The organism is Mycobacterium sp. NGS50, from assembly GCF_059812545.1.
Map to the genome: position 1 here is coordinate 33,483 of NZ_JCALCW010000002.1, position 25,662 is coordinate 59,144.

Sequence of the window (25,662 nt, forward strand, 5' to 3'; positions counted from 1 at the left end):
ACTCAGTAGTGCGTCTTGAGCAAGGATGATGCCCGCGGTGGTCGCGACGCCGAGTGCAAACCAGTGTTGGTGGCGGCAGATTCCCGCATCTCCGTATGTGCGGGCTAAGGCGTCGAGGTCATTGCGGTAGCGTTCAGAAAGGCCGTCTGCGGCTGGGACTGCGCTCATTCATTAGTCCTCTCGATCTCGTGGCCAAACTCATGCCCATCTCATTGCTCCTTGGCCCGCAGAACCGCGATAGGCACCCGGTCATGGTTTCCGTTGTCCCAGCGAACGAGAACGTAGGCGTCGGCCGCAAGAACGTTCATGGCTGTGGCTACGCGGCCGACCCTAGTCCCGTCAGTGACTGGCTGGTTTGGGTGGAATACCACAGCGAGCGGAGGCAGCTTCTTGCCGTTCGGGCCGCGGACATGGCTCTTGTATCTCATCTCTATTTCCCGTGCTAGCAGCGCGATCGCTCGTAGGCGGATTTCATTTCGTCATAGATGTCGGCTAATACTGGCTTGAGAAATTCCGGGGCGCCCTCGATGGCTTCCCGTTTCATCTCCTCGAATTCGTCCATGTCATAGCCGGCTCCTGGATCGAAGCTCCACTCCTCGTGGCCGACGAGCTTGCCATCCAGATACACCTCGATGTGGCATTCGCTATCCGGGTCGCGGCGGTGGATGATGTCAACCCTCATCTCTCACTTCCTATTCCGTGACGGAGGAACTGTTATTCTCCGCAATGGCCGAGGTATTGCCGCGCCCGGTCGTGACCCTGTCGACGGCCTGGATCTCGTGCATGACCGCACGTCAGCAGCTTTTTCCATTAGGCATTTACCGGCCGTCTCATGGCCACCGCTTGGTGCCTGAGGGGGCCTGGTGTAAATCCGCTCAGGCGCAGTGCCTTGTGCGTGTCCATGCCGTAGCGGACGTCGCCGATGGCGTCGAGAAGGTCGTTGTTGCGTGCCGCTTCACCGCTTGCGCGGTTTGTCCATGCTGCCGCGAACTCATCTGATAGTTCACTCAGTAGTTGGACTGCCGTCGTCTGGGTCATCGGTTGGACCGTGGTTGTCGGGGTTGTCGGGCGAGTCAGTGTGCTGGTGTCCATCGGTAGGTGTCCTTCCTTCGTTGAGGTCGAGTTCGCGTAGTGCACCGTCGCGGGTCGCGCCGTTGTCGTTGCCGTTGTAGTCGTCGTGGTGCTTGTCGTACTGGTACATATGGGGATCGGGGGTGCCGTCGACGAGGTCGAGGTTGACCATCTCCAGGTCATATAGTTCGGCCATCGGTAGCTTGAGGTCGTCTGGCTCTGTGACCTTGAACCACTGTCTGCTGTAAAGGCGGGGAATGACATCTGAAACAGATGTTTTGAACGAGCGCCAGAATCCTCGAATGCCGTCGGGGGCCTCTGGATTATCGATGTTGAGGCCCGGTGAGTAGCCCCAATATGATTGGAACTCTTTGACGCTCGCCGTCTCTGGGACCGCTACCATGCCGCGCCCGTGGGACTTGGGGCTAATCAGCTCGCCGATCCGTTTTGCCTTGGGCGCCATCTCTGCGGTGAAGGCTTGATCGAGCGTCATCTTGCTCGGCGGCCCGAGGGTGATGACGAGCTTACAGTTGGACAATACGTAGCGCGGGATCGTTTTGGCGTAGAGGTCCTGGGTCGATAACACCATGTGGATCCGGAATTCACGAGCGACTCTGAACAGCAAGTTCAGGTCGTCGACAAAGGTGTTATCGCCGCCGAGATCATCGCTGAAGGCGCCGCTGACTTCTGCGCGCATGGTGGCGAATTCGTCGAGAATCACGAGCCATGGGGTGAAGGCCATTGGGTTCGGGTCGCCGGCCGCTTTGCGTCGCCGGCCCTCTTTGCGGCGCCGGTCGAGTTCTTCGACGGCGGCATGGACCAGACGTACATGCTCGACCGGGCTGTTGGAGATCATCGGCACGTTGGCTGCGCCAACGAGGTCGGTGTAGTCGGTGCCCTTGCCGTCGCCGATCAGCACGGGCCAGCCCGCGGCGCGGAATGTCTCGATGATTCCGCGGATGAAGACGCTTTTGCCTGAGCCGGTGCCTCCGATCACTAGCCAGTGGTGGTAGTCCTTGAGGCGATATTCGAGTCGTTGCCCGAGTTCATCGACGCCGATGCCAACGGCGAATTGAGGGTAGCGGATCGTGGCTTCGGCCGGGCTGTTCACGATCACCGCTGGCAGTGGTGGGGCGATCCACGGCGGGAAGGGTTTTTTGCGGGTTCCGCTGACCTTGTCGCGTGACGCGTCGACGTCGATGACCCAGTCTCCGGGGACGGCGCCTTGTAGCTTGGTGGTGATCATGGTGGCGTTGCGCCGATCCGCAAGATAGCCTGCCTGCGTGGTATGTAGCGCATAGTGTTGGAGTCGCCCAATATCGTCGTAATGGGTGTCAGTTTCGATCAATTCGAAGGGAAGTTTCCCTTGAAGTAGTTGCCGGATTCGGTCGAGGTCGTTGCCGCCCAGGACCACCGTCTGGCTGGTTGGCATGGGAGTCGGCTCCAACCCGCGCCCGGGTGTTTCCCTGGGTGGCTCGCCTGGGCCCGGCGGCCGGCTGAGGACCCAGCCGAGCCCGATCGATACCGCTCCGGCGGCCGGTATCCACAGAACTGAAGCCAGCTCAATGTTGTATGGATGAGCGAGCCGGCCGGCGAGGTAGAGCATCATTCCCACACCAGCTAGAAGTAGGCATCCTCCGTTAAGGCTGCGGCTGGGAAACGCCCAGTAGGAATCGACGTGTCGCGGCCGCGGCGGAGGCGGTTCGGTCACCGGTCCACCACCGCCGCTGGAAGGAGAATTTGAGTGTCGATCATCGTTGTTCGCTCTCCTGTTGGGGAATGATCAACGCCGAGCGGGCGCACGGACCAGCAGCATCTTCACCGAATCCGGGTAGGGCAGGTCGGTGGACTCCCACAGGTTGTAGCTGTATCGGTCTCCGGGGTATCTGATGCCCAGGCAGCGCGGGCCGCCTTCGGACATCGGTCCGAACTCCTTGGCCACCACAAGGTTCCCGATCTTGCCGTCCATTTCGATAATGAGGTCTCCAGGCTGGGCATGTTGAACACCGGTTATCCGAACGGCTACCTGGTGCAACCTGACGCTGAGTTCGGACACGCTGATTCCGAGTGCTTGAGCGATCTGGTCGCTGGTGAACCGGGCCGCGTATCCCTCAATGATCGCTGTCAACGACGAGTCGAGTACCGCTCCGACATCTATTGCTGCGGTGGCTGTTTCGAATGAGTTACGAGCTGCTTGTAACCATTGCGCGGCGTCGCGTTGCGCTGTTTCTAACGATGTCATCCTAGTCCCCCTACTTGGATGGTTGGTCGAGGTCTTATGCGACCTCGCACCCCTGAGCGTGCAGATGGTCGTACCAGCGCCTGACCCAGTGCGCGTCCCCCAGCGCGGTGTGGCGCTCGGCTTGGTTTGGCAGGTCGACTCCACAGGCCAAGGACAGATCTTCGGAGCCGCGGGGCGGGCTGCCGTTGGTTTTGAGAACGAACCCGTAGGCGATACCGACGATGTCTTGCGGCACGTAGTACCAATCCGGCTTCAGGCCGTGTCGGCCCAGCATCGTGTCCAGGCAGACGGTGTCGAAACTGGGATTGACCCCGAATACCAGCGCCGCGGCGGTCCATTGCTTGACCAGCTGGGCGGCTTCGGATTCTCGCAGGCAGCACTGGCCAGGCCGCAGGGGCCACCCGAATTCCGGATGCCGTTGCTCGAACCGACCGACCGATAGTGCGGCGGGGTTTGCGTTAGCAAGGTCGAGGTCTTCGGTGGCGACGAAGATGGTGATCTCTTGTTCCGATCCATCCCGTTCACGGCGGATCATCGCGATCTCCCACGCCCGGCGGCCGCGTTCTGTGCCGGTCGTTTCGGTGTCGAGAAACACCACGGCCATGCAGCTTCCCCCTTGATCGGCCCGCCAGCTTCCTGCCAAGCGAGTCGACGCCATTGTTAGTCCGCGCACCGACAGGCCGGGGGAAGCGGCCGTGTCGCGCGCATGTTTTTTGGAGCTGCCCGAACAGGAAGGGGCCTCGGGTGCGCCCGTGGCGCCGTTTGAGGATCGGCGCGGGGACCGTGGAGACGGGTTCGTGGCGCACCGCGGCGGCGGGCTATCCGCGGCGGTGCGCGCGGGCCGCCGGTGGCTCTTCCTGCGCGACTGTTCAGGTGCTTCGAGGGCTTGCCGAGGAGCTGTTCGGGGCTTCGTGGCGAATCGTCGACCGCGTTCGCGACTAGCGTTGGATACTGCCCGGCGTGGGCTAGACGGCGGCCTCAGCCCGAGCCGTTTAGTCGATGGCCAGACCCCATTGTGAGAGCCAGGGGCCGATGAGTTCGGCCACCGGATACCCTTCGCTGTCGCTCGAACGGATCGCGATACCCACGGCGAAGGCCGTGGCGTCGTCCTTCACCCCGTATACGGGCGCACCTGAGTCCCCGGGTTCGATGTGCGCGGCGAACTTCACTTTGCTCCCCGTGAAGTCCACGACTGGGCCGCAGCTGCGCTTGCTGACGGCGCCGAACAGACACAGCCACATTCCCTTGGCGACGCTGGGCGCCCAGCCGGTTACCGGTAGATCGCCGCCCACCTTCGGGTTCAGCGTGACCGCCCCGGTTAGGCGCATGACAGCGATGTCGGCCTGGTCACCGATGGAACCACCGTATTCGGTGACGACGAAGTCCCCTGCTTCCACGACGCCTCCCGATGTCGAGTTCACCTCGACGGGGCCACCGTGGTCGCAGTGGCCTGCGGTGAACATCACCGGCGCGCCGCGCCGATTGCGCGCGATGAATCCTGCGGTGCAGGTAGCGGCCTCGTCGCCGGTCATCGACAGCCCAACTCCCGGGTAGAGGGCGTCGACGGCGGGGAAGGGGACTGCCTTGGCTGGGGGCGGCGCCGTGATCGCGACGAGAGTGGCGGCGAGGGCCGCGGCTAGCGGTATGCGCTTCAACGGCGTTGCCCCCCTTTTGCTCTTGTGCGCACTCGGCGGCCTGCCGGCCGGTCACGATGTACGTTAGCGCAGTTACGTCTGATCGTGCGGGCACATGTTTCCGTTGGTTTCTGCCAGCTTTGTCATCGGGCCGCCGGGGCGACACCGCTGAAAAAAACTTGCGTCAATAACGCGGCACACCGAGTGATGGCCTTTTCCATCACTAAACTACGCCGTATGACTGCACCGTCTCCGGAAGCAGCCGCGTCAACGGCGTCGGGACCCACTGAGTTTCCCGCTGCGGCCAATATGGCGGGCGATCCCGCGCTGACCCCACCTGTCACTGCTGGTCCGGTGGCAGCGTCAAGCTTGGGCGGTATTCCCTTCATCGCCTTGAACGAGCCGGTCCACCACTACAGCGGCAAACGGCTGAGGGAATTCATCATGACGGCGCTCACCGAGGCCGGGCTCACGATCGAGATCCCCGAGTAGCAGGGCCGGCCCACGGGCTTTTCGTTGCGGTGACGGTGCGGGTGTGCGGCAGGCAAATCCCGGTGAAAGACACGCGAATCCCGGACACTTTGGTAACTACCGGCGGCGGGGCGCGGGGTTTGTCGCCGTCGCCTGCGTCAGCGATGGTGGCGACAGCGGACGCATCCGCGGCGGTTCCCACCAGACCGACGCTCACTATCCAACGAATACTCCGTTGATTTCAACGGATTATCCGTAGCTTGACACTACGGATAATCCGGTGTTATCTTCTATTTATGCGTAGTCAAGCTCCGGCGCTGATGCCGATCTTCCGATCGCCCCTCCAGGGCAAGATCCTGACCAAGCTCCTGACCAACCCCGATACCGAATACACGCTCACCGAGTTGGCCGATGCTATGCAGGTGCCCCTGTCCACCGTGCAAGGCGAAACGAACCGCCTCATCGAGGCCGGCTTGATCCTGTCTCGCCAGCAAGGCCGCAACCGACTGATGGCGGCCAACACGACCCATCCGGCAGCAGCGCCACTAACCCAACTCGCGCTGCTCAGCTTCGGTCCGCACGAAATCATCGCCAGGGAATTCTCTGGCATCAACGGGGTTGAGCGCGTTGTCATCTTCGGCTCATGGGCCGCTCGCTATGCCGGGAACCCGGGCCCTCCCCCCAGGGACATCGACGTCCTCATCGTCGGCGACGTCAGCAAGCTTGCGGCCTACAGCGCCGCCGAGAGAGCACAACAGCAACTCGGTACCGGTATCGAGATCAACCCGATATTCGCCACCCACGACCAGTGGGAGACCCCCGGCGAGTGGACGCTCATGATCGACATCCACAACAAGCCCCACCTGACCGTCTACCCACACCAGGAGCTCGCACAGTGACCAGCTGGACCCCGGGGCACGCAACGATCGCACTGCTCATCAAACGCGGCCACCTCGAACGCATCAGCGGCGACGCCGCCAACGGCGGATACCTCATACAGCAGGCCCAGCAACGACTCGCCGGATCCCGCACCATACTGCAGGTCGACCGGGTGGGCGCCTTCGAACTCGCCTACGACGGTGTTCGCCAAGCAGCAACCGCACTCCTGATACAGCAAGGGCTGCGCCCCCGCCTCGAAGGCGGCCACGTCGCAATCGCCGAAGCCGTCCAAGCCCAATTCGGCGATGCCTTCCACTTCTTCAACGCGATGCGCAAGATCCGCAACCAACTGGAGTACCCGCGCAACCCCAACGACCTCGATCTCAGCACGGCTGACACCGAGTTCGCCTTGTCCTACACCGAGTCAACCATCGCCGCGGCCGAACAGTTGATCGCAGAACTCGGCATCTGGCAGCCGTAGCCCGGACACCGTGAACCCAACAACCGATACTTTTCGAAATTCCGCAACCCGTCCGAAGAGTTCTGAACTGCAGTGATGCGCGTTCTTCCACCAAGGCCGGCAGGAGCGCCACGCTCATTCGTACATTTCCCCCAGCGCAACAGTGAAAATTCGACACGCCACAAACACGCGAAAATTAGCACCTCCGAAAGAAAAACGGATAGTGCCGCACCACCGCGACACGCCAAGCATCCATTAAACTCCGCAGTATGGCAGCCAGCCCTAAGAAGCCCACCCCTGCGCAGGAACCACTCCTCGAGGACCTTCACCGCGCCGCCATCCTCCGCAACGAGTCGTACCGGCTCTACCTGTCCCTCTTCAAACGCGCCCTACGCGCAGGCGTGGGACCCAGCGTGATCGCCCGCTACGCACTCATCACCCCACAAGCCGCCAACAGCACCAAGAACCGCCTCGCCATCACTCCACCGGACAAAAAAGCACCTAAGTCCGTCGATGACGTTCTCAGTCGGCTCGACGCCGCACCACCACCATTGACCAACGGTTCCCGCAGCCGCTAAGAGCGGCGCGCATCAATACTCAGCGTCATTTTCACCCACCCGTATAGGTGAGGCCTGCGGCAATCAACGACTTCGCATCGGACAGGTAGGCCGCACGCGCGTCGGCCGGCAGATCCATCCATCTGCGCCCGTGCCGATGTGCCAGCACGGCCCCGATCGCCGCTGCGAGTCGCTCATTTCTGACCCGGGCGGCCGCCGGCGCCGACGCCGGTAGCGGCGACAACGCCGCCGGGCCGCCAACCGGAGTCGGCTCGCCCGTGCGCTCTTCGAACCGCTGACTCCACACGATTTTCGCGGCTTCCGAGACTGACACCGCGATCGACACCCAGGCATCCCAGTCCCGTGGGTCCGCCAACTCGATATGAGACGACGGATAGACACCGGTTGCTTGCCAGTTTGGATGGCGCGCATCCAAATAGTCCATAAACCAGCTCATCGCCCGGTCGAACTCGAATACTTCGGCCTCAATCTCAGGAGAGATACTCACCCCTGGATCGGCATTCTCCCAATACGGAGTCATACCCTGGTCAATCAACGCGGCCGCATCCAGCAGGTATTCGGCACGGTCCTGGTCGGACAGATAAATCCATGACCGGCCGTGATTGCTCGCCAGCTGCGCAGCGATCGACGCCTGCAATGCGTCACGATTCGCGTACACCTCACGCATCACGTCGCGAGAGCGACCTGTGCTGTTATCCCCGAACATTCGTCTCCCCCCGGTGCGGTCGGACATTACCGGCCCGTTGGTGTGCTCGACTGATCCGACACTCCCAGCCCAGCCTTGAAGCTATTCGGGCCGGCGGTGGGCGCGGAGCGAACTCCACCCGGACGCCGCCGACCAGCTCTGTGTCATCAATCGACTCGAGTCCGGCCATGCGGCTCACACGTGGCGCGCCTGACCTTCGTCAAGCCCCGCCTCGGGCAGCACGAGATACAACCCGTCACGGTCTTCGACGACCTGAGACCGCCTCGATCTGGCCACTGTTTCGACATGTTTGTGGATCAGTCGCGCCAGCCTCGCGCGGCGCCATAGGCCCTCACGCCGACCCAAAGGGGTATCGAGCCCGGCCGCGGATCGCTCCGAATCCAGAAGTGCCCGCAGAGGCTCTAACCCCGTTGCACCGCAGAGCCTTTCAGCCCTATCCAGTGCCGATTCCAAGAACTCCACCGACTCGCTATGTTCCATATGTCAATCGTATGTCGAACGTCCGGGACGGACACTTCACCGAAATCTAATTCAAGAAAAGACATGCCCAAATGCCCATTTATAGACAATCTATTTTACTGTTCTTGTCGAAGGCGATGGCCGTGCAAGTATTAGTGGATTGGGTCTTTCGCCGGTCGCTATGAATGGAATGTTCGGAATTCACCGGCCCGCAGTGGGCTGATCTTCACGGTTTGTCCCGATGACGGCGCTTCGAGGACCTGATTGTTACCGAGGTAGACGCACACGTGGCCCGGTGGGCGACCCGCACTGGAAGGGAAGAACAAATCACCGGGCCGGGCCTGGCCGGGACTGACCGCCATGCCAGCGGCGTATTGCGCTTCGGAGGTGCGGGGGATCTCAACGCCGTAGAGCTGACCGGTCGTGTATCGCGCCAGCCCTGAACAGTCGAACCCGACCTTGTTGTAGTCGCCGGCGGCGTCCGCGGGCCCGCCGCCATCCGAGATACCGCGGGTAGGCCCGTTCATGTCGCCCCCACCCCACGCATACGGAACTCCGAGAACGCTGCGCGCGATGTCTTGGACGCGGCCCGAATCGCCGGGTAGGCGTTGCCCCATCGTCTGCGACATCGGGCCGCCGTCCATGCCGTTGGCGGAACTGGCGTTGGAGAGCAGTTGGGTCAGCAGCGGCGAAATCGCTCCCGGCGCACCCAGCATCGACTGTGTCGGCGGGAGAAGCGAACTCGGAATCTGAGGCATGCTAGGCATGCTGGGCGCCGACTGCATGGAAGGCATCGACGACTGATAGGGACTCTGGCCGGCCAACCGGGCGAGGTCACCCGCCGTCAACCGCGGGCTCCCCACCCTCCCATCAGCGCCCGCCTTGCCGCCCCGGGCCTCATCAATTTTCCCGTCGATTCCGGAGGTCTTGGCCGCGCTGCGCTGATCTGAATCACCGAGCAGGTTCGATGTTTCGCCGCCGGCCCCCGACACACGCGCAGAGTCGCCCAGCGTCTGCTCGAATGACCCCACTTGCCCGCCGACGGACAGCGATAGGCCAGGCCGAACGCCCGGTTGCGGTGCGACCGCAGTACCGTCGCCGCTAAGCCCTGACAGGTTCCCCGCGACCCCGCTGAACGTCCCGGCAGCCTCAGCAGGCCGCAGGCCGATGTCTCCACTGTCGGTCATGAGATACCCCCCTTTGGCTGCAGTCTAACCAAGTCATCCCCGGTCAAGCGTGGAAGAGCGGCCGCCGCGCGTGCCGGATTTCCCGTCGCGCCGACGCCGCCACTGGGTAACCCACCCACCTTCGCTGCGCTGCTCTGATCGTCCTCCCCCAGCGCGGTTGACACTTCCCCTCCCGCTCCCGACACGTGTGCAGACCTGGCAAGTGCACTCTGAAACGCGCCCGTGAGCGCCGTGACCGCTGCGGTAAGACCGGGCCGCACGCCGGTGCTCTGCGTACCCGTACTCTGGTCGCTTAACCCCGACAGGTTGCCCGCGACACCGCTGAACGTCCCAGCGGCCTCACTGGGCCGCAGCCGAATCTCGGCGTCGGACATGCGTGTGCTCCCCTAGGCGAAGGTTGGCTGCAATGCTACGCGCCTTGACGTGTGCCCATTAGGCCCCTCGCTCGATCCGTACGCCTTCGTACACACCGATGACCGCGGCGCGCCGACGGCGCCCGAAGTACCCTCGGTCTCCCCGCTGCAGCCGTTCACCCCAGCTACACATACGCGCTTTTCGCGCGTATGTTGAGAGGGTGGAGCTGTGGACCGCCGACCAGGCCGCCCAACACTGGGGCGTGACACCCGCCCGCGCACGCGCACTGTTGGCCAATCGCCATATACGACGAATCTCCGGCTATCCCGCCAACGACATCCGCGCCGTACGCCGCCGGCAAGGCGCGCGGACCGACCTCACCCCAAACACGGCCGCGCTAACCCTCTCCCAGGCCGCCGCCGCGATGGCCGACCATCCAGACGACACAACCCGTCTTCGCCTGTTCTTCGAATTCGCTCGAGGCGCTGACGAAGTAGGCCCGACGGCCCTCTCTCTCACCGCCACCGAGCCACCCATGATCGGCGACCCCCGATTCGACACCCTCCTGGCCGCGATCGCCGAACACCTCGCCAGCCGCTACGCCCTGCCCGCGCCGTGGTGGACCAACACCATCGACCGATACCTCACCCGCGCATGGTGGATTTCCCCGCTGCCCTCCGCCCGACGCCACGCCCTGCTCTGGACGCCGGCGGCATTCCGCCGCCACGGTATCTACCTCGACCGACACGACCTCACCCAGGACGGAGCAACCCCCATGCCCGAGCCGCTGTTCGACACCACCGAACTCCACCGCGCCTTCACCGCGCTCGCCGCAAAGCTTCAACGCCGCAACATCGTCGGCCACGTACACGTCGTCGGTGGCGCCGCGATGCTTCTCGCCTACAACCCCAACCGCCTCGCCACCCGCGATATCGACGCCCTCTTCGGACCCGACGGCCCGATGCTCGCCGCCATTCACGAGATCGCCGCGGAACGCAACTGGCCAACCACCTGGCTCAACAATCAAGCCACCATCTACGCCGCCCGCACCCCCGGAGAAGGTATCCGAGTCTTCGACCACCCTTACCTCCAGGTCGCCGCCACCCCGGCCGATCACCTACTCGCGATGAAAGTCCTCGCCGCACGCGCTGTCCGCGACGGCGACGACCTACGGTTTCTCCTGGACTATCTCGGCCTCACAACCACTGCGGAAGTCTGGGCCATCGTCGAGCGGTTCTTCCCAGGAACTGCTATTCCACCGCGGTCCCGCGGACTCCTCGACGACATCCTCGGCAACAGCCCCTAACTTCTGGCTGGACTTGCAATTCAGCAGGCTGGCTGGGCCTGAATCCACGGCGATCATACGGCCGGAACGAACCCAATTCTGGAGTTGGCGACGCCTTTTCGCCGCTGGGGGCTCTCCGAAACGCCCCAAGCTATCGGCTCATCGCCCCGCACGAGTCCTAATCCTGCGGCCAGATCCCGACCCGCGATGAATGTCCGCCGCCGCAGCCTCTCGCCTTGGATGCGGCCCCGTCACAGGCAGAGCTGCACCGTCATCACGCGTCGACTCGACGTAGAAGAAGCTGTCGGCCACCGTCGCTGGCCGGACACGTTGGGTGATGCCCAGCCGCTGTGCAACAACAGCGCCGCACCGAGCATCAGCGCTCCGATCACCCCGGACACCTCGCCATACCGAACGATCAAAGACCCGATTTCCGGATCGTCCAGGTGCCTACCGATGAATGCCAGCCCAAGACCGGCGGCGACGAACGCCGCTGCAGGTCTGGTCAGCTTGCGGTCCACAAGCCAAACAGTGCGCCAGCTAAGCGATCCCGTGGCGAGGTTGACGCCTCACGCCGCGCGGAGGCCGACGACAGTGGCCACACGGCGCGCCTGGCGGGCCATCAGGAGGCCAACCGACACAGCTGTATGCCCGTTGATGGCAATGCCGTCATGCGGATCAGCTCGCCGGGTTTTACCGCCTCAGCAATACAGCCGCGGCCCAGGTACACCGCGGCGTAATCCGGTACAACCCCCGGTATCCCGAAAAAGACCAGGTCCCCAGCCGTAGGCTCCTCGACGCATCGGCCCGCACGGAACTGATCTGCGCTCGTCCGCGGGATCGTGATCTCGAATGCACGAAACAGCAGGTACTGCGCCAAGCTTCCGGCGTCGAATCCCGGGGCTTGTGCGGCGTCCGGCGCCTCGATGTCCATCTCCGACGGCACGCCCATCGATGGGCCGGTGATGGTGCCGCCGCCCCACGCGTATGGCGTGCGCCGGCCGATCAGATCGGCCGTGGCCGCGAACAGTTCCGCTTCGACCGAAGTCAGTACTTGCGTCTCATGCTTACGCGCGATAGCGGTGGCGCGCTGCGCTTCGAGTTGGGACTCGGTAACGATCTTCAGGGCCGTATCCGCCTTGTCGATCACGGCACGTCGGATGAATGCGCTGCGGTCGGCGAAACCAAGCCCAGGCCAGGCTGCGTCGATGCGACTGAGGTCATCGTTACCGAACCTGGTGGGCACGGGCGTAGATCCCGTCTCGTTGAGCGGCGCACGGCCGCCACGTTTACGAACGATATTCACCATTACCTCCGTCTGCCAGAACCCGTCATCTACCAATCGTAATACGTTTGATCGTATTCGTATCGCATTTGGCCGCTGTGGGCCTCCGCTGGACAAGGAGTTGCGCGGGCCGCGCGTGATGTGCCCGGCAGCCGAAAGAGCGCTCAGCCGGCGGCGAGGTCCACCAGGAACAGAATGTCGGTCGCTGCAACATGGCCTGGACTCGGGTAATCGAGCAAACCCAGGGTCCGCAACGCTCCGAGGTTGTTCGCGTAGCCACTGGAGCTGGCAGCAACGCCGGCACGCTCAGCGAGCACCGCACGACTCAACGACTTCGGGTATGCGGCGATCAGCTGTTCGAGCAGGCGCCAGCGCGCCGGCGGGAGAGCGTCCCGGATGCGCTGGTGTAGCTCCGCGCTAGTCGGGGCGCAGGCCGGTGCCGACGCGGCCGCCGCTCCGTCGCCGGTGAGCGTGACCAGTCCACCGGACGGGTAGTCGATCAGACCTCCGGAGCGCAGCTTGCCGAGGTTGTTCGCGTAGCCACTGGACTTGATCCCAACCTTGAGCCACATGGCCAGCTGTTCACGCGTGGGTGCGGTGATGCCGATACTGGCCAGCTCGGCAAGAGTGTCGAGGATTCGCTGCAGCGCCGGCACCCGAAAAGGGGTCTCGATGCGCGGCGGGTTCGGCGAAATCCCGGTTCGTTCCGGGCGTGGATGCACCGTTATCACCGGCGACGGCACGGACGCAGGCACTGGACTGCCGCCGCGGCGCGCCGCGGGCGGCGCCTCGGTGGTCGGGAGCCGCGCAAGTGCGGAACTGATGTCGGCGGCGAGCTGCGTCGTGGTCTCGGTGACACGGTCAAGGGCAGTACGTAGGCCTTCGAGCCCGGCCTGTAGTTCGTGGACGCCAGCTGACACCACCTCGGGGATGCATGGGATCTCAACTTCGACGATTCGTGGCGGGGCAGCCGAAGAGTTGACCTGTTGTAGCTGGGCAAGCTCGTGTTCAAGGTCGCGGATCCGCGCCCTAAGCGTGCGGGGATCGGTAGCCGCGGCGCGCTCGCGGGTGGCGGAGATCCGTTCGGCGATCTGACCGAGGTCGACGTCGGCGCGGGTCTTGGGCTCCCGCGCTGCGCTGTTACGACGATCCCGCGTCGGGGAGCAGTCGAAGGTCCGGGCGCGCCGTACCTGCGCGCGCGCGAGGATTTTCCGTTCCGGCGCCCACCACCACGCTTCTCCCACGGCGAGGGTGGGGAGGGTGGCGGCCACGGTCGACCAGGTTTCGTCGTCGCCCTGGCCACGAACCCAGCCTTGGATGGCGGTGCGGTCGTTGGGTGCGGTGACTCGCATGGCCGCGAGGATGTCGACTTGTGAGAGCACGTCCTTGTTGAGTACGGCAGGGCGTTGACTGGCCAGGGTGGACCCCAGGCCGGTGTTGCGGCCTCGTCGAACGATGTTCTCCATGGCTACGAGTAGTTGTTGGTCGTCGCGGCGGGGCTTTTGGGGGGCGAACAGGTCGGCTTCGTCGACGATGAGGTGGAGCAGGTGCCGGTTGCGGCGGTAGATGCGATCGAGGAACGCCGCGACGAAGGTCCGTTCTTGGGTGCGGCTGGTGAATCCGCTGAGGTCGAGGATCATCGAGAGGCCTTCCTCTACGGCCAGGTCAGCCATCAGCGTTCCGGCGGAGGCCTCGAGTGGGGCGTCGGCGTGACTTCCGCCGAAGACGGGGATCGGCAGGCCCTCGCCTGTGCCAGCGGCGGTTGAGCGCAGCCCCCAGAACACTCCCATGGGGTCGATGATGACTGTCTGCACATGTGCGGCGCTGAGTTCCTCGGCGATCACTCTGCAGGTTGCGGACTTGCCGGCGCCACGTTTGCCCAGCAGCGCGAGACTTCGGCCGGCAATGTAGTCGACATCAAGGTCCAGGCTTTCGGCTAAGTCGAGACGCACGATATCCGCCCTGGCCGACCCGCCGTGCTGATCAGCATGCCCGCTCCTTCACGTCCAGTGTTCGTTCGACAGTTCCCACTCTCGGTCATCGGGCCGGTTCCGGGTGTCTGTTCTTCACCGCGTCGTATGCGGCGGCAAGGAGAGCTCCGGCTTTGGCGATGCTCCGTAGTGCGTCGTCGGACGACTTGAAGGAGTCCAATGGCCAAGGCCAGTAGGCTTCTGGACCGTCGGCTCCCACTCCCTCGCCATCGGCCTCGGATAGCCGGTCTTGCGCCTGGACCGTGTAGGCGAGCGCGGCGTCGATGATCTGTTGTGGCCGATGCCGGACGTCATGTTCGGGTGTGTACCCCTTGTCGTGCTGCCGATTTCGCTCTCGGGCGATCGCTGCGACACCATCATCGACGTCGTTCATGTCATTTCGACCCTTCTCTGAAGCCGGCAATCGTCGCCAGGCATATCGTCAGCTTCTGTTCGCTGCAGTATTTTTCGCCAGATCTGTTGCGCCTCGACGGGCAGAGCGGTTCTCATGGGTTCGCGTAAGCGAATGGTGCCGCTTCGGATTCGTCCATCGTCCCGTCGGCGATCGCGTCCACCGCGAGTTGGCTGCATTTGCTGCATAGCTTCGAGTTGGTGACACCGAGGTACGGCTTTGCGGGGTCTTCGCGGGCAAGCCCGTAGCCGCACCACGTCCGCCAGCCGGTTGAGGCGGCGTCGTCTCGAACGAGCATGTGAAAGGTCCGGTCGCGGCGCATGGGATCAGTCCGGTTGGAGACACCCTGGGAGAACATTGCCGCCCTCATTTCTACTGGCTACGGTGGCTAGCCACCACTTTAGCGGGGCACTTGCCCGGTGGCTAGCCACCGTGACAAGATCCGACCATGCCCAGCAGGCACCGCTATCCAGCGATCACCCCCCGGCCCGACCCCGAACTCCGGGAACGCGCCAAGCAAGCGGTAGCCCAAGTCGATTCGACACTGAACCGCCACGTCATCGACTTCCTGCGATGGCTCGTCGGCGACACCGACGAGCTCCCCGCGCGACCCGACACCCGCATTCCCACGCAACACCACGATTGCGGCCGCACCGCTAACAACTAGCCGCCGCCGACTCGTGCTGGTCAAACACAACCCCAGGAGCCGCGACCCGATCAACAGGCACGCCGCCAAAACTCGTGCCGGTTCGACCGGCCGCGTCACTTCCCGATGGCGGTATCCAGTTCGGCCAGACACGCCAACGTCGGACAGGCTGCGGTGGGGCGATGATGGTCGTGGTGCTGATAGCAGCTGAATTTGCGGCCGCCGATCCGGTTGAGGCAGCAGTGGTCGCAGAAGTACACGCCGTTGTCGAGGACAACCACAGAATGCAGGTCCCGGATCTGTGCCACCGCACTATCCAGGACCTGTAATCGCTGGTTGTCGAGCTCGCTGGCACGACGTTTGGTCCGGAATCCACGCCGGCGGCGGCCATAGGATGACCGGCAAGGTTCGACGGGCTCTCCTGTCAGCAATCGTGATGCAGTCACGGTTTATGCCTCCCCCTGAAGCGTCTGGCAGTGCACCTGGTCTGAGTCTGCTCCGCGGGCGCACCTGATCGTTTGAGGCGACACGGCAACGACACCTGTTTCTGCACCGGAAATCACCTACTCCTCGGCTAGCGGGGAGGCCTATCCCTCAGCAGAGCGTTCAACTGTTCGCCAGTGATTCCGCGGGCAGCGAGGACATCGAGCGCCTCGCTGACTTGTGCGTCAGAGGAGACGGGGCTGCAGTCACACGTACCGAGCGGCTTCGCGCAGAACCGGCAGCACCAGCAATCACCGACTTGCGCGGCGAGTCCGGCAGGCTCACGACATTCAGCGCACACTATCGGGCCCGGCGGCGCTGGCTCGATGTGCTGAATCGCAACCTCGCAACACGACCGGGCCTCGTCAGCCATGCACGGTATCCGTTCGCCCGGATGCGCCGAGGTCCCGCGTTGAGCGACTCCAAGCCGCCCGGTGGGGACGCCGGCTATCGGTATTCCGGGCGGTGAGCCGCCGGCAAGGTAACTGCGGCGCTGCCGCATCTTGATGGTCCACTAGTTGTCTTCGGCGGCCACGAAGAGGTCGGCCACCCGGATGCCAGCCGGGTTGAATATGCCCCAGACGTGGGTCATGGATTCGCTTACGTGGTCTGCCTGGAGGCGGTCGCCGGGCTGAGCGGCGTGGACGTACGTTTCCGCGCTGCGGTAGGCGTCATCGATGCTGAGATGGCCGAAAGATTCCCACAATGGCGGATCGTCGGCTGCTGGTACGGCGGTGATCGTCGCGGCAAAGCTCATCGTGCACCACCAGCAGCCCGGTCGGTCCATCCCGGATGGGAACCCCCGCCACCGATGTGTGTTCCGCACCTGCTGTTGTCACGCTGTTCCATCATGTTTCCTTTTCGTTATCTTCCGTCGATACTGGGGCTTCCGGACTCTGCTTCCGGGCGTTCGTTGATCACTCTCACCACCAGGCCGCCTCCCCTACCTCTTCCGGGCGTCATCCGGTGGCCGGCGAACCGATGCGCTTGAGGCGGTGGTGGTCGGACTATCCTGATTCGAAGTTGATGAGGATGTCGCTGGCAGCGTCTACAACATCGCCGGGGTCGGTTTGTTCCAACGGATTTGGTTCATTCACTCCTACCCAGTCGTTGCGGTAGCGTCTCAACAGCGCCGAACGCACATAGGTTGCGTAGCTGTTGGGGTCGGGGCGTAGTTCGCGGCGCTCGATTTCGTCCAACCGCCGGCGGGCATCTTGTGGGCACGTATGCACCTGGAGGTATCGATCGGTGTGGTTGTGCACCCGCACCCAATAGGCGGCCGCCCACTCCACCCGCGTCGGCAAGAATTCGTCAATGGCGGCGCAGATCATTGCGGTTAGTCGCTGTACCTCGGCGCCAGGCAGTCCGGCCGCCTCGACCGTGTTCTCGATTCTGCTGTGAATGAACTTGCCGAGAAGAGGGTCGCGGTCCCGCGCGGAATCCTCTCGACTATCGGACGGCATCACCATCGCTTTTTTCCCTCTGTATCGTGTTTCGTTTGACCTTGATGTCGGGCTATTCGGTCCGCTGCCAGATGATTCGGGCAGTGAGTAGTTCAGGCTTGCCGGTTCGGTTCCGCTCGGTGTAGCGCCGTGTTAGATGTGCGTACAGTTCACGTGCCGCATCTTCGTCGCCGCCAAGATCCTGGATGATCGACGGCTGGCCTTCCTCCGCCCAACGCACGGCCCATCTCACTGCGCCCTCGTAGCTGTCGGCTGCGGACCCGACGTTCGCAGCGCACCCCATGTGCTCGAGACTGATTCGGCTCAGGTCATCGGCCGTTTCCCAGTCCGGTATCAAGTTGGCTGCCGGCCCATCCATCGCGGCGAGCAGCGCGGCCTCCAAGCGATCCAGTTCTGCTTCGTCGTTTGCTGTCATCGTCTCTCAATCTCCTTGTGCCCGTGTCTGTACTTCTACCGGATGGTGGTCACGGTCCATGTCGATGACGTGCACTCGCGGCTATGCTCCAGCGCCTCATGCAGCGCGCTGAGGTCGCCGTCAATCTGTTCGATGTATTCGATCAATCCCGCCGTGGACAACTCGTCTGGCTGAAGGCCAAGTATCGCGGCGAGCTCATGCTCGTCGTACTCATCGCTGTACTCGTTCGTGACGGACTTTGTCACTCGAAGTTTCGCCATCGTCTACCTTCCGTGCGCTGGCTTCTGTTGGGTGAAGTCGGCCAGAGCTTTCAGCGCGGCGTCGAGATCGGCTTGCGTGGGGTGGGGCTCTCGACGTGGGTATGCCCATTCGATGCGCGTGACTTCGGTGTCTGCCGATACTCCGTGATGTGTGGCGCAGAAGAATTCCACGAACTGGAGTGGTGTCATCGCAGGGAACCCTTCGGCGACCACATCAGCCGGTGTGATCGCGCGCAAGGGCTCACGGCGAACCGCTACCACGTCAACAGTCACGATCCGTTCAAGGGGCTCACCGGGGCGGCGGCCACGAACCTTCGGGCACAGTGTTAGTTGATCGCCGGGCTTGAGCATGAGCCAACCGGCCCGGCGCGTTACGGTCTTCTCGCGTCGGCGGACCTGATCGGTGGTCAGTGCCACACTCATCAATCGGGGCAACGCGCGCCCTTGTATCGAAGGCTCACCGGTTTTTTCGCGCGGCGGTGCCCCGCTAGCGCGAAAGATTGCTGGTCTGTCATCTCTGGCCCTGGGGCGGCGCGACGTGGACGCCGCGCTCACGCAAGGCGGTGCGCCAGGCCTCCTGCACGTCGGGCCGGCAGTGCGCCATCGCATCATGCCAGGTCGGCCATCGGCCGTGCTCGGCGTAGAACGCGTACTGGTAGTGCAGGGACTGCGCATCGTGTGGCTCGTCGGGATGGTGGTCATGTGCGCATTGCGAGCAGACACCCGGTGCCGTCGGCAGAAGGGTCCAGCTGGCGTTCATGCGCGGATCGCCGAGCTGCTTGACGGTCGGCGGCAGGTGATGCACCTGGCCGTTTCCCGCGGGCTCGTCACCGGCTTGCATAGGCCGGTGATCGCCGTCGTTGCTCATCGTTCCTCCCCCCGCTCATCCCGTGTGCCGTTCTTCGACCAGGTGCGGGTGTTCACGGCGGCGCCGTCTTAGCTACCAGGGTCAGGCCGAGGTTGAGGAGATAGTTCCCGCCGGCATCAGCCGTGAGTGTTGTCTCGTTGACGAGTTCGCGGACCTCACCTGGCCACTCGAATTCGTAGATTGTTACCTCCGCGGCGCCGTCAACGATCTCGACGGTGCGGTCGGCGTCAGTGGCGTTCAGGCGGGCGACAACGGCGGCCAGAGTGTGGCGGTCGACGATGGGAACCAGCCAACCGTTCCAGGATGGGCCAGCGCCGACCGCGCTGAATGTTGCAGGGTCGCCTTCGAACCCGAAGTGCACGACAGTCATTCGCTTACCTAGCCAATGACGAATCGGCTTGGTCCGCCTGCGAAGCGCCTGGGCCGATGCCCGCAAGCAGTGGTGTGCGGCCAATGTAGTTACATGCCTCGCAGCCCTCACCGCCGCATCCGACGCAGTCGGTCGAACAGCTCGGGCACAGGTCGAATGGCTCGCCATAGCTCCACAACCAACCAGCGTTGCCGAGGTAGTGCCCCAGCATCGAGCCGTCTACAGCGGCGAATTCGCCCTCATCGTAGCTGTCCTCGATATAGCCACATCGATCGCAAACACCTTGTATCCATTCATCTATCGCTATCGTTGCCATGCTCGCATCTCCCTCTGATCCGGGGCGGTGCAGCAACCCCCGGCCGCCCACATTTGGGCTCCTTGTCGGCCTAACACGAACAGGTGGCTGACCTGGTCATAACCGGTTGTCGACGTCATCGGCGACGATCTCCTCGATCGCTTCGGTCAGTGTGGCCCGATGCCCCAGGAACTCCTCGGGCTTTCCAGCGCGCCGGCGAAACACCTTCCAGCGCACACCCCCGTCTGCTGTGACTCGCTCAACATCGAGACCCTCGACCCGCCAGTACCCGGCATGCACGCAGCTCGCCTCGAACTGATCGGGGACCCGCGCACCCATCCGTCCACCCACGTTTCCGGTCGTTCTGCTCTGTCATCCCGCACTGGTGCGGCCGTCCCCCCGAGTTTGGCCCGCCACCGTCCCAGAGGTAGTGAACAACACATTTTCGGGCGGTGTTTCTTGCCGGTGAGCATTGGGCGGCCCCTTTGGGCGTTCTTGGCCCCGGTTTTGTCTGAGGTCGGCCGTAACCTCAAGGGGTGGTCGTTGCAGGGCGACGCTGCAGACTCCGAGAGCCAATTGAATGGGGGATCATATGGACCGGCCGGGCATCACGCTGACCCGCAATCAGCTCGAAGCATGGGCAGAGCGTCCGTTGAGCGACGGCGAGGTCGAGGCCATCGCAGACTGCATCCCAAATTCGTCCATCCCTGGCTCCATCGAAATCATCGCCAACGAAGCCATCAACCACCGACAGCGCCGACGCTGACATGACCAACCGGCAGCTCCGGCCCAGTCTGTAGCAACACTATTTTTCGCGCGGTCGAATAAGCATCCACTCTCATCGGAGGTAAGTCTTATGTCCTATCGAGTTATCTACCGCGGCGGCCACTACATCGACACCGACCAGCCACCGGCGATGACACCGGACATCTGGGCCATCGTCAACCTCGACATCACCGATGGCGGCGACGCCTACCAGCAACTCCTGGCGACCCTCGGCGCGACTGCCGGCTAACTGTCGCAGCCCTGAGGCGGGGAGGTGCACGATGAGCCCGTTTCAAGTCCGGATCGACTGGGGCAGCTTCAGGACCTATACTCCAAGGGCCTGCTGCGCTGAGCTTCAGGAAGTGAGCCCGAGACCCGGCCGGACGACCGCGGCGCTCGGGCTTCGCGCTTTCAACGCCGGGCCCCCACACGCCGGTGCACCCCTTGGGTACAGCCCGAATCAATGCCCTGAATAGCGCGGTTTGTCTTATGCGCCCAGGTTTTTAGCCGCCAGGTGGCCGGCCGCAGTCGTGACGTACCCGCCGCGGTGGTTGGTGTAGGTATTACGGTTGTCGAGCCACTGGAGCAGACCCAGCCGTATCAGCGAGTCGATCGTGTTGGAGCGCACCCAGTCGGTGTCATCGTGGTGGAACGCCGCAAGAAGTGCCTGCTGCTGGGCGAACGACAGCCGCGGCGGCACGGTCATCCGCACTCCCCGGCATTCGTGCCGGGGAACGGAAGGGGTTCATTGAGGTACGCGATCCCCGCCGACAAAGCGGCGATGATTCGTCGAGCGCCAGCGGCATCCCAACCGTGGGAGCCGTCCAGGTCGAGAGCGATTTCTCGTTCACGCACTCTTCCGGCCGGTGTGTAGCGCTCGTACTCGCGTACCAGGACTGTGTTGTACTGGTCTATCTGATCGACGGTGCGGACATGCTCGCGCATCGGGCCGTCAAGCCATTCGTCCTCCCAATCGTGACAGGCAAGCTTTTCACACCAATTTGGGCATGGCCCCAGCGGAGGGTCCACCGCCACCTTGTCGCCCACGACTCCGCTGCCGCCATCCCGACGGCGGCAGTTCCCCCCGATTTCTTCATCGGCAGTATCCATTAGAGGTCGTCGACCCGTCGCTTTGACCACTTCGTGATCGCCGACTGCAGCGCTTTGTCGTCCAACGATCGTTCGATGTAGCGGTCCAACCGTTCACGGCGTTTGGCGAGCCGTTTCTCGAGGCGGTTCCTACTGAACAGGCAATGTAGGCCGGCCAATAAGCACAGGGCTGCGGCCGCCAGGGTAAGTGTGCTCGCCCACCCGGGTCCGCTGGTCACAACGATCCGGTAGGCGATGCCGGCGAGCGCGAGAGTCGCCACAGCACAAACCACGGGGAGCACAACATCCCGGCTGTTGACCCGGTCCTCAAACCGTCCATTCCTCACTGGCCATGACCTTTCCCACCGACCGCACCAGTCGAGTTCATGCTGGGGGGACGGACATAGCATGACCCCCGGGTAGAACTTCCTCTGCCTCGCCAAGTCTGCTCCACGCCGGTACCACATCGTCAGCGGCGACACGACTCCAGCCGCAATTTCTCGCCTGTGGACGGACCCGCGGACACCCCGGCGGCGACCCCAGGAGGTGGTCCGTCCGCACAGGCCGGGCGTGGCCAGGCCTAGGGATGCCGGGCCGGTGGTCCGGCGCTCCGCGCCCATCATGGATGGGGACCACCGCCGCCCATGGCGCGGATGATTTCCGCGAGGACGGCGCCGGCAGCTCGGCCGACGTCGACGACGCCGGCAGTGCTCCCGATCGTTCGCACGACGTAACCCAGCAGCGCGCTCAATATCGCCACAACGGCGATGATGGTGATCGACATGACGTTCCTTCCGTGTGGGGCCCTTCACTCGTTAAATATCTCCGCGGTTGGCGTTTTCCGTCGCCGCGGATGCCACGTTTTTCTGGCCCTTCACAGCGGAGGTATATGCCCGGCCTTTCGACAAACCGGTCAACCACCGCAAAAATGTTCCTCCAACTCGCCTACCTGGTAAAACGCGGCGACAACAAGCAGGGAAACCCCCAGTCCGCCCCTGGCAAGGGCACCAGGCCGTCCGCTTAGCCAACGAGACTTTCAGCGGCGCCGGAGGCGTCCTCGCTGAGGCATGCGCCGGAGCACCATCCTCAGCCAGAATGGGTGCCGTGACCGTCCTCATTCCCGACACGAACGCTTTCGTCGCGTCACCGCGCCTCGACAGCGCCGCATGGTCGTCGCTGATCGACCACCGCGACGACTGGGGCCTGAAAATTGTCGTCCCGGAACTGGTCGTGATCGAAACCGTAAACGTGTTACGCCGCGAGTGGGCCACGCTGAAAGACCGGGTCACGGCGCTGGCCCTCGGCGCCTTGAAGCTGGGCAAGCAGCAGGCCGCCCTCGTGGCTGCTATCGACGAACACAGCACCACCTACGAGGCACGGCTACGCACCCGCCTCACTGAAATCGGCGCCGACATCGCACCCATACCCACCGTTGAACACCTCGACATCGCCAGGCGCGCATCCGAGGGCCGCGCGCCCTACGGCACCAAAGACAAAGACGGTTACCGCGACACCCTGATTTGGCACAGCGTCCTGGCCGCCGCCGAACAACACCCAGATGCCGAAATCTGGTTCATCAGCGAGAACCACAACGACTTCGGCCCAAAACCCCCCAACTGGACAGGAGAGAACAGCGGCCAACGCAACGACTGCCCGATCCTGTTCCACGCGGATCTCATCGCCGAGCTAGCAGGCCTTGGACTCACCGACCGTGTCCACTACGTCGTCAACGCCCACAGCCTTGAACAACACATCGCGGCACGCTTCGCCCCTATCGCAGACATCGACCTACGCGAGCTCGCCTCCGCACTCGACCAAACGCAGCTGGCATCCCGCCTCGCTGAAGCCGTCTCTGGGCTGCCCCTGCAACCCCGTGCGGCCGCGCTCCCCGTACACACGGTTGCCGCCAAAGCACTGGGCGCACGACCGCCCAGCCAGGGGTGGCTCTTCTACGACGCCGCCGGCCGCGGCGAACTGGGATGGACAGCACGCTTCGCCGTGACGACCGACGTCGACGTCCTGGCGGTCATTACCGCCTCAGATGATGTCGACGAACTAACCAAGCCCCTCACGTTGTCCGGCGATATCACCGTCTCTCCAGACGGTGAACTCCTCGACCTGACGGTCATCAGCGGCGCAGCACTTCCCGATGACCCTATTCGCGATCGCTGGACTAGACTCGACGAGCGGGTGAACCAAACCACCCAACTCGCCGCGGACATCCGCTCGACATACCCCAACCTCGTGGACTACATCCAAGTCCCCGGATTGAAGGCCCCCGCGAATTTCGCCGCATTCAACATCGACACCCCCGCTACCGCCGCCTTAGCCGACCTCGCCAAGCTGCAACGTCCCCTATTCGATTTCACGCCGAACCTCCCGAAGCTCGACATCAGCTCGTACGTACCGAAATTCGACATCAGCTCGTACGTACCCAAGTTCGACCTCGGATCCGTCGCCGGCCGCTTTACATTCCCGAGCATCGGTGACTGGACTCGCCGCAAACAGCAACCCAGCGGTGACGGTCAGGCCACGGACGCTCAGCGACGCCAACGCAACGGCACCGAGACAAGCTCCGAGGAGGGTGGGGGCGAATAGCTCAAGCCCGGCCGCTATGTGGACTACCTGATCTGTCTCAGCATCAACGGCCGTCAAAGCTCTGCGCGGGATGTCCGAGTCAGCGCCTATGATGACGGCCCATGACGGACCAATCCATCCGGTACCCCAATTCAGCTGGTGGTTGGCTACCCACCCTGCCAGCCCTTCTGTTCGCCGCTCTTGCCTGCATCATCCTCAACTATTCCGTCTCGGTCGTCATCGTCTTTGACCCAATCAATTTGTTGGGTCTAACGGGTCAGATTGCGGCCTTCGTGGTGGCGGCATGGTTCATCACAACCGGACGTAGCAGCAACGGCCGCAGCGCACTTCGCATTATCGGCTATGCGGCATCCCTGTTAGCTGTGTTTGGCGAAGACGCCATAGCAAGCCTGACACATTGGATTGCGCTCCCAGCATGTGGTGTCGGTGGCAGCGGCATATCCGGTACCACCGCTGCCATACTTGCGCGCGTCTTCCAGGCAGGTGCGGCAGCAGCCCTCCTGGCTGCGATGACCCGGCAGTCGACCCGCCTGAACCAGTATCGCCCCGCCGGGTCGGCACCGCGTACGTGGTCGGTATTCGTTGTGGCAGCTAGCACCTGGATCATCTGCAAAGCCGCCAGCGCCGTCTACATCACCAGCACAGATCTCAAGGAGTGGTGTCCCGCGATCACTTCCGACGCGCTGCCTTTTACGCAGCAGCTTCCCATCTATCTGATTTCCGGATTCCAGGAAGAACTCCTGTTTGCCGGCACCGCTCTGGTACTGCTCCTGGGGCAGCGGCGGATGACGCTCGTGGCGGCCCTGGCGGTCAACATCGGGCTCCGCTGGGTGTTGCACCTCTACTACGCGGACCACCACACGGCGGCTAGCTGGCTGGTGTGGGCGGCCATCTGGTCAGGCGCCGCGCTGGCTGCTGCTTTCTGGGTAGGCGGTGAAGCGACTTCCCGCGGTACGAGCCCGGCCAGGTTCGCCTGGGTCTGGTCTCTCGGCGCGGCGTGTGCGCACTCCGTTGCCAATTTGATCGGGGGCGGGGTTCTGGTCGTCGCCTGGGCTCTCGTCATCGTGGTTACCTTTACCGCGGCAGTGAAGCCGGCATTGCTTGCGCCCTCATTCCGCTGGGCTCTGCCCCGACAACTCGTAAAGCGGTGAACGCGCGCCGGCTCACCACCGGTCAATGACGCGAGGCAGAGGATTGCGGTTGACCGTAGGGTTCGCCGGGGTTGTCGACCGCGCCATAAACTCGTCAAGACCATCGCCGGTCTCAAGGCTCACTGCATGCCAATGCGATAGGAACCGCCAGCCGGCGGCAATCGAAGCGACCGGGTCGTAGATGTTCGTTGACGTTCCCGTCGCACGGAAAGGTTTCGGACTCAGCTGCATCAGAGATCGCCGCGCCGAGGCCGAATGTCCATCGC

34 protein-coding genes are annotated in these 25,662 nt (G+C 63.5%); 11 read left to right on the forward strand and 23 right to left on the reverse strand.

The features are described from left to right. Nucleotides 1–442: 442 nt before the first annotated feature. The 5 genes from AC5Y36_RS01790 to AC5Y36_RS01810 form a co-directional block, all read right to left on the reverse strand. A complete protein-coding gene (locus tag AC5Y36_RS01790) occupies nucleotides 443–682 on the reverse strand; it encodes a hypothetical protein (protein ID WP_500039165.1) in 240 nt (79 codons plus the stop codon). A gap of 321 nt (nucleotides 683–1,003) precedes the next feature. Then, the gene (locus tag AC5Y36_RS01795) at nucleotides 1,004–2,680 is read right to left on the reverse strand and encodes a type IV secretory system conjugative DNA transfer family protein (protein WP_500039166.1); all 1,677 of its coding nucleotides are present in this window, start codon (nucleotides 2,678–2,680) and stop codon (nucleotides 1,004–1,006) included. 174 nt (nucleotides 2,681–2,854) lie between these two features. Continuing rightward, complete coding sequence (locus tag AC5Y36_RS01800) at nucleotides 2,855–3,313, reverse strand: hypothetical protein (RefSeq protein WP_500039167.1); 459 nt, start codon at nucleotides 3,311–3,313, stop codon at nucleotides 2,855–2,857. Between the two features lie 34 nt (nucleotides 3,314–3,347). After that, nucleotides 3,348–3,917 carry a hypothetical protein gene (locus AC5Y36_RS01805; RefSeq protein ID WP_500039168.1) on the reverse strand — a complete coding sequence of 190 codons (570 nt, stop codon included), beginning with the start codon at nucleotides 3,915–3,917 and terminating at the stop codon, nucleotides 3,348–3,350. Nucleotides 3,918–4,305: 388 nt separating this feature from the next. Beyond that, nucleotides 4,306–4,845 carry a chymotrypsin family serine protease gene (locus AC5Y36_RS01810; RefSeq protein WP_500039169.1) on the reverse strand — a complete coding sequence of 180 codons (540 nt, stop codon included), beginning with the start codon at nucleotides 4,843–4,845 and terminating at the stop codon, nucleotides 4,306–4,308. A 339-nt stretch (nucleotides 4,846–5,184) separates the two neighbouring features. Here AC5Y36_RS01810 and AC5Y36_RS01815 point away from each other — a divergent pair, with 339 nt between their 5' ends. The 4 genes from AC5Y36_RS01815 to AC5Y36_RS01830 all read left to right on the forward strand — a co-directional run bounded on the left by AC5Y36_RS01815 (nucleotide 5,185) and on the right by AC5Y36_RS01830 (nucleotide 7,335). Further along, nucleotides 5,185–5,439: a hypothetical protein gene (locus AC5Y36_RS01815; RefSeq protein ID WP_500039170.1), complete on the forward strand. Its 255-nt coding sequence runs from the start codon at nucleotides 5,185–5,187 to the stop codon at nucleotides 5,437–5,439. Between the two features lie 275 nt (nucleotides 5,440–5,714). Beyond that, nucleotides 5,715–6,317: an ArsR family transcriptional regulator gene (locus AC5Y36_RS01820; protein ID WP_500039171.1), complete on the forward strand. Its 603-nt coding sequence runs from the start codon at nucleotides 5,715–5,717 to the stop codon at nucleotides 6,315–6,317. Beyond that, nucleotides 6,314–6,778: a hypothetical protein gene (locus AC5Y36_RS01825; RefSeq protein WP_500039172.1), complete on the forward strand. Its 465-nt coding sequence runs from the start codon at nucleotides 6,314–6,316 to the stop codon at nucleotides 6,776–6,778. Before AC5Y36_RS01820 ends, AC5Y36_RS01825 begins: the two co-directional genes overlap by 4 nt. Before the next feature lie 248 nt (nucleotides 6,779–7,026). Beyond that, complete coding sequence (locus AC5Y36_RS01830; protein ID WP_500039173.1) at nucleotides 7,027–7,335, forward strand: hypothetical protein; 309 nt, start codon at nucleotides 7,027–7,029, stop codon at nucleotides 7,333–7,335. Between the two features lie 31 nt (nucleotides 7,336–7,366). Here AC5Y36_RS01830 and AC5Y36_RS01835 read toward each other — a convergent pair whose 3' ends face one another. Both AC5Y36_RS01835 and AC5Y36_RS01840 read right to left on the reverse strand, forming a co-directional pair. Then, nucleotides 7,367–8,068, reverse strand: a complete 702-nt coding sequence (locus AC5Y36_RS01835) for a hypothetical protein (protein ID WP_500039174.1) — start codon at nucleotides 8,066–8,068, stop codon at nucleotides 7,367–7,369. Nucleotides 8,069–8,679: 611 nt separating this feature from the next. Further along, nucleotides 8,680–9,258, reverse strand: a complete 579-nt coding sequence (locus tag AC5Y36_RS01840; RefSeq protein ID WP_500039175.1) for a C40 family peptidase — start codon at nucleotides 9,256–9,258, stop codon at nucleotides 8,680–8,682. Between the two features lie 1,003 nt (nucleotides 9,259–10,261). Here AC5Y36_RS01840 and AC5Y36_RS01845 point away from each other — a divergent pair. Beyond that, nucleotides 10,262–11,347, forward strand: coding sequence for a hypothetical protein (locus tag AC5Y36_RS01845; RefSeq protein ID WP_500039176.1), 1,086 nt, complete (start codon nucleotides 10,262–10,264; stop codon nucleotides 11,345–11,347). 230 nt (nucleotides 11,348–11,577) lie between these two features. On the opposite strand, the gene AC5Y36_RS01850 is transcribed toward AC5Y36_RS01845, so the two are convergent. The 5 genes from AC5Y36_RS01850 to AC5Y36_RS01870 form a co-directional block, all read right to left on the reverse strand. Then, entirely contained in the window at nucleotides 11,578–11,847 is a 270-nt protein-coding gene (locus tag AC5Y36_RS01850; protein ID WP_500039177.1) for a hypothetical protein, read from the reverse strand. Nucleotides 11,848–11,948: 101 nt separating this feature from the next. Beyond that, on the reverse strand, nucleotides 11,949–12,632 hold the full coding sequence (locus AC5Y36_RS01855) for a C40 family peptidase (RefSeq protein WP_500039178.1): 684 nt from the start codon (nucleotides 12,630–12,632) through the stop codon (nucleotides 11,949–11,951). A gap of 143 nt (nucleotides 12,633–12,775) precedes the next feature. Next, nucleotides 12,776–14,563, reverse strand: a complete 1,788-nt coding sequence (locus tag AC5Y36_RS01860; protein ID WP_500039179.1) for an ATP-binding protein — start codon at nucleotides 14,561–14,563, stop codon at nucleotides 12,776–12,778. A gap of 85 nt (nucleotides 14,564–14,648) precedes the next feature. Further along, nucleotides 14,649–14,975 (reverse strand): hypothetical protein, encoded by a 327-nt coding sequence (locus AC5Y36_RS01865; protein WP_500039180.1) that lies wholly within the window; start codon nucleotides 14,973–14,975, stop codon nucleotides 14,649–14,651. Between the two features lie 112 nt (nucleotides 14,976–15,087). Continuing rightward, nucleotides 15,088–15,363: a hypothetical protein gene (locus AC5Y36_RS01870; RefSeq protein WP_500039181.1), complete on the reverse strand. Its 276-nt coding sequence runs from the start codon at nucleotides 15,361–15,363 to the stop codon at nucleotides 15,088–15,090. 78 nt (nucleotides 15,364–15,441) lie between these two features. On the opposite strand from AC5Y36_RS01870, the gene AC5Y36_RS01875 reads away from it, so the two are divergent. Next, nucleotides 15,442–15,660, forward strand: coding sequence for a hypothetical protein (locus AC5Y36_RS01875; RefSeq protein WP_500039182.1), 219 nt, complete (start codon nucleotides 15,442–15,444; stop codon nucleotides 15,658–15,660). Between the two features lie 95 nt (nucleotides 15,661–15,755). Here the strand turns inward: AC5Y36_RS01875 and AC5Y36_RS01880 are convergent, their stop codons facing one another. From AC5Y36_RS01880 to AC5Y36_RS01895, 4 genes are all read right to left on the reverse strand, one after another. Further along, complete coding sequence (locus tag AC5Y36_RS01880) at nucleotides 15,756–15,947, reverse strand: hypothetical protein (protein ID WP_500039183.1); 192 nt, start codon at nucleotides 15,945–15,947, stop codon at nucleotides 15,756–15,758. 689 nt (nucleotides 15,948–16,636) lie between these two features. Then, nucleotides 16,637–16,879 (reverse strand): hypothetical protein, encoded by a 243-nt coding sequence (locus tag AC5Y36_RS01885; RefSeq protein WP_500039184.1) that lies wholly within the window; start codon nucleotides 16,877–16,879, stop codon nucleotides 16,637–16,639. Between the two features lie 250 nt (nucleotides 16,880–17,129). Next, nucleotides 17,130–17,591, reverse strand: coding sequence for a hypothetical protein (locus tag AC5Y36_RS01890; RefSeq protein ID WP_500039185.1), 462 nt, complete (start codon nucleotides 17,589–17,591; stop codon nucleotides 17,130–17,132). Between the two features lie 46 nt (nucleotides 17,592–17,637). Next, nucleotides 17,638–18,000, reverse strand: coding sequence for a hypothetical protein (locus AC5Y36_RS01895; protein WP_500039186.1), 363 nt, complete (start codon nucleotides 17,998–18,000; stop codon nucleotides 17,638–17,640). Between the two features lie 98 nt (nucleotides 18,001–18,098). On the opposite strand from AC5Y36_RS01895, the gene AC5Y36_RS01900 reads away from it, so the two are divergent. Beyond that, nucleotides 18,099–18,590 (forward strand): hypothetical protein, encoded by a 492-nt coding sequence (locus tag AC5Y36_RS01900; RefSeq protein WP_500039187.1) that lies wholly within the window; start codon nucleotides 18,099–18,101, stop codon nucleotides 18,588–18,590. Nucleotides 18,591–18,771: 181 nt separating this feature from the next. On the opposite strand, the gene AC5Y36_RS01905 is transcribed toward AC5Y36_RS01900, so the two are convergent. The 3 genes from AC5Y36_RS01905 to AC5Y36_RS01915 form a co-directional block, all read right to left on the reverse strand. Beyond that, complete coding sequence (locus AC5Y36_RS01905) at nucleotides 18,772–19,128, reverse strand: hypothetical protein (RefSeq protein WP_500039188.1); 357 nt, start codon at nucleotides 19,126–19,128, stop codon at nucleotides 18,772–18,774. A 52-nt stretch (nucleotides 19,129–19,180) separates the two neighbouring features. After that, the gene (locus AC5Y36_RS01910; protein ID WP_500039189.1) at nucleotides 19,181–19,498 is read right to left on the reverse strand and encodes a hypothetical protein; all 318 of its coding nucleotides are present in this window, start codon (nucleotides 19,496–19,498) and stop codon (nucleotides 19,181–19,183) included. Nucleotides 19,499–19,910: 412 nt separating this feature from the next. Next, complete coding sequence (locus AC5Y36_RS01915; protein WP_500039190.1) at nucleotides 19,911–20,132, reverse strand: hypothetical protein; 222 nt, start codon at nucleotides 20,130–20,132, stop codon at nucleotides 19,911–19,913. 253 nt (nucleotides 20,133–20,385) lie between these two features. On the opposite strand from AC5Y36_RS01915, the gene AC5Y36_RS01920 reads away from it, so the two are divergent. Together AC5Y36_RS01920 and AC5Y36_RS01925 are read left to right on the forward strand one after the other, a co-directional pair. Continuing rightward, nucleotides 20,386–20,559: a hypothetical protein gene (locus AC5Y36_RS01920; protein ID WP_500039191.1), complete on the forward strand. Its 174-nt coding sequence runs from the start codon at nucleotides 20,386–20,388 to the stop codon at nucleotides 20,557–20,559. A 90-nt stretch (nucleotides 20,560–20,649) separates the two neighbouring features. Beyond that, nucleotides 20,650–20,808, forward strand: a complete 159-nt coding sequence (locus tag AC5Y36_RS01925; RefSeq protein WP_500039192.1) for a hypothetical protein — start codon at nucleotides 20,650–20,652, stop codon at nucleotides 20,806–20,808. 237 nt (nucleotides 20,809–21,045) lie between these two features. Here the strand turns inward: AC5Y36_RS01925 and AC5Y36_RS01930 are convergent, their stop codons facing one another. The 4 genes from AC5Y36_RS01930 to AC5Y36_RS01945 all read right to left on the reverse strand — a co-directional run bounded on the left by AC5Y36_RS01930 (nucleotide 21,046) and on the right by AC5Y36_RS01945 (nucleotide 22,431). Beyond that, nucleotides 21,046–21,264, reverse strand: a complete 219-nt coding sequence (locus AC5Y36_RS01930; RefSeq protein ID WP_500039193.1) for a hypothetical protein — start codon at nucleotides 21,262–21,264, stop codon at nucleotides 21,046–21,048. Continuing rightward, complete coding sequence (locus tag AC5Y36_RS01935) at nucleotides 21,261–21,605, reverse strand: hypothetical protein (protein ID WP_500039194.1); 345 nt, start codon at nucleotides 21,603–21,605, stop codon at nucleotides 21,261–21,263. Before AC5Y36_RS01935 ends, AC5Y36_RS01930 begins: the two co-directional genes overlap by 4 nt. Before the next feature lie 62 nt (nucleotides 21,606–21,667). Then, entirely contained in the window at nucleotides 21,668–21,928 is a 261-nt protein-coding gene (locus AC5Y36_RS01940; protein ID WP_500039195.1) for a hypothetical protein, read from the reverse strand. Nucleotides 21,929–22,266: 338 nt separating this feature from the next. Beyond that, nucleotides 22,267–22,431, reverse strand: coding sequence for a hypothetical protein (locus tag AC5Y36_RS01945; protein WP_500039196.1), 165 nt, complete (start codon nucleotides 22,429–22,431; stop codon nucleotides 22,267–22,269). Nucleotides 22,432–22,751: 320 nt separating this feature from the next. Here AC5Y36_RS01945 and AC5Y36_RS01950 point away from each other — a divergent pair, with 320 nt between their 5' ends. Then, nucleotides 22,752–24,245 (forward strand): PIN domain-containing protein, encoded by a 1,494-nt coding sequence (locus AC5Y36_RS01950; protein WP_500039197.1) that lies wholly within the window; start codon nucleotides 22,752–22,754, stop codon nucleotides 24,243–24,245. A gap of 101 nt (nucleotides 24,246–24,346) precedes the next feature. Then, nucleotides 24,347–25,396, forward strand: a complete 1,050-nt coding sequence (locus tag AC5Y36_RS01955) for a hypothetical protein (RefSeq protein WP_500039198.1) — start codon at nucleotides 24,347–24,349, stop codon at nucleotides 25,394–25,396. Nucleotides 25,397–25,662: the final 266 nt, after the last annotated feature.

Bases quoted from the DNA above. Each gene is read 5' to 3' on its own strand.
- AC5Y36_RS01840 (WP_500039175.1), bottom strand. From the start codon at position 9,258: ATGCCTCAGATTCCGAGTTCGCTTCTCCCGCCGACACAGTCGATGCTG.
- AC5Y36_RS01810 (WP_500039169.1), bottom strand. From the start codon at position 4,845: ATGACCGGCGACGAGGCCGCTACCTGCACCGCAGGATTCATCGCGCGC.
- AC5Y36_RS01920 (WP_500039191.1), top strand. From the start codon at position 20,386: ATGGACCGGCCGGGCATCACGCTGACCCGCAATCAGCTCGAAGCATGG.
- AC5Y36_RS01800 (WP_500039167.1), bottom strand. From the start codon at position 3,313: ATGACATCGTTAGAAACAGCGCAACGCGACGCCGCGCAATGGTTACAA.
- AC5Y36_RS01910 (WP_500039189.1), bottom strand. From the start codon at position 19,498: ATGACTGTCGTGCACTTCGGGTTCGAAGGCGACCCTGCAACATTCAGC.
- AC5Y36_RS01795 (WP_500039166.1), bottom strand. From the start codon at position 2,680: ATGATGCTCTACCTCGCCGGCCGGCTCGCTCATCCATACAACATTGAG.
- AC5Y36_RS01905 (WP_500039188.1), bottom strand. From the start codon at position 19,128: ATGAGCAACGACGGCGATCACCGGCCTATGCAAGCCGGTGACGAGCCC.
- AC5Y36_RS01915 (WP_500039190.1), bottom strand. From the start codon at position 20,132: ATGGGTGCGCGGGTCCCCGATCAGTTCGAGGCGAGCTGCGTGCATGCC.
- AC5Y36_RS01805 (WP_500039168.1), bottom strand. From the start codon at position 3,917: ATGGCCGTGGTGTTTCTCGACACCGAAACGACCGGCACAGAACGCGGC.
- AC5Y36_RS01885 (WP_500039184.1), bottom strand. From the start codon at position 16,879: ATGAGCTTTGCCGCGACGATCACCGCCGTACCAGCAGCCGACGATCCG.
- AC5Y36_RS01900 (WP_500039187.1), top strand. From the start codon at position 18,099: ATGCAGCGCGCTGAGGTCGCCGTCAATCTGTTCGATGTATTCGATCAA.
- AC5Y36_RS01865 (WP_500039180.1), bottom strand. From the start codon at position 14,975: ATGAACGACGTCGATGATGGTGTCGCAGCGATCGCCCGAGAGCGAAAT.
- AC5Y36_RS01945 (WP_500039196.1), bottom strand. From the start codon at position 22,431: ATGTCGATCACCATCATCGCCGTTGTGGCGATATTGAGCGCGCTGCTG.
- AC5Y36_RS01815 (WP_500039170.1), top strand. From the start codon at position 5,185: ATGACTGCACCGTCTCCGGAAGCAGCCGCGTCAACGGCGTCGGGACCC.
- AC5Y36_RS01820 (WP_500039171.1), top strand. From the start codon at position 5,715: ATGCGTAGTCAAGCTCCGGCGCTGATGCCGATCTTCCGATCGCCCCTC.
- AC5Y36_RS01835 (WP_500039174.1), bottom strand. From the start codon at position 8,068: ATGTCCGACCGCACCGGGGGGAGACGAATGTTCGGGGATAACAGCACA.
- AC5Y36_RS01790 (WP_500039165.1), bottom strand. From the start codon at position 682: ATGAGGGTTGACATCATCCACCGCCGCGACCCGGATAGCGAATGCCAC.
- AC5Y36_RS01930 (WP_500039193.1), bottom strand. From the start codon at position 21,264: ATGACCGTGCCGCCGCGGCTGTCGTTCGCCCAGCAGCAGGCACTTCTT.
- AC5Y36_RS01955 (WP_500039198.1), top strand. From the start codon at position 24,347: ATGACGGACCAATCCATCCGGTACCCCAATTCAGCTGGTGGTTGGCTA.
- AC5Y36_RS01890 (WP_500039185.1), bottom strand. From the start codon at position 17,591: ATGGTGATGCCGTCCGATAGTCGAGAGGATTCCGCGCGGGACCGCGAC.
- AC5Y36_RS01925 (WP_500039192.1), top strand. From the start codon at position 20,650: ATGTCCTATCGAGTTATCTACCGCGGCGGCCACTACATCGACACCGAC.
- AC5Y36_RS01895 (WP_500039186.1), bottom strand. From the start codon at position 18,000: ATGACAGCAAACGACGAAGCAGAACTGGATCGCTTGGAGGCCGCGCTG.
- AC5Y36_RS01830 (WP_500039173.1), top strand. From the start codon at position 7,027: ATGGCAGCCAGCCCTAAGAAGCCCACCCCTGCGCAGGAACCACTCCTC.
- AC5Y36_RS01875 (WP_500039182.1), top strand. From the start codon at position 15,442: ATGCCCAGCAGGCACCGCTATCCAGCGATCACCCCCCGGCCCGACCCC.
- AC5Y36_RS01870 (WP_500039181.1), bottom strand. From the start codon at position 15,363: ATGAGGGCGGCAATGTTCTCCCAGGGTGTCTCCAACCGGACTGATCCC.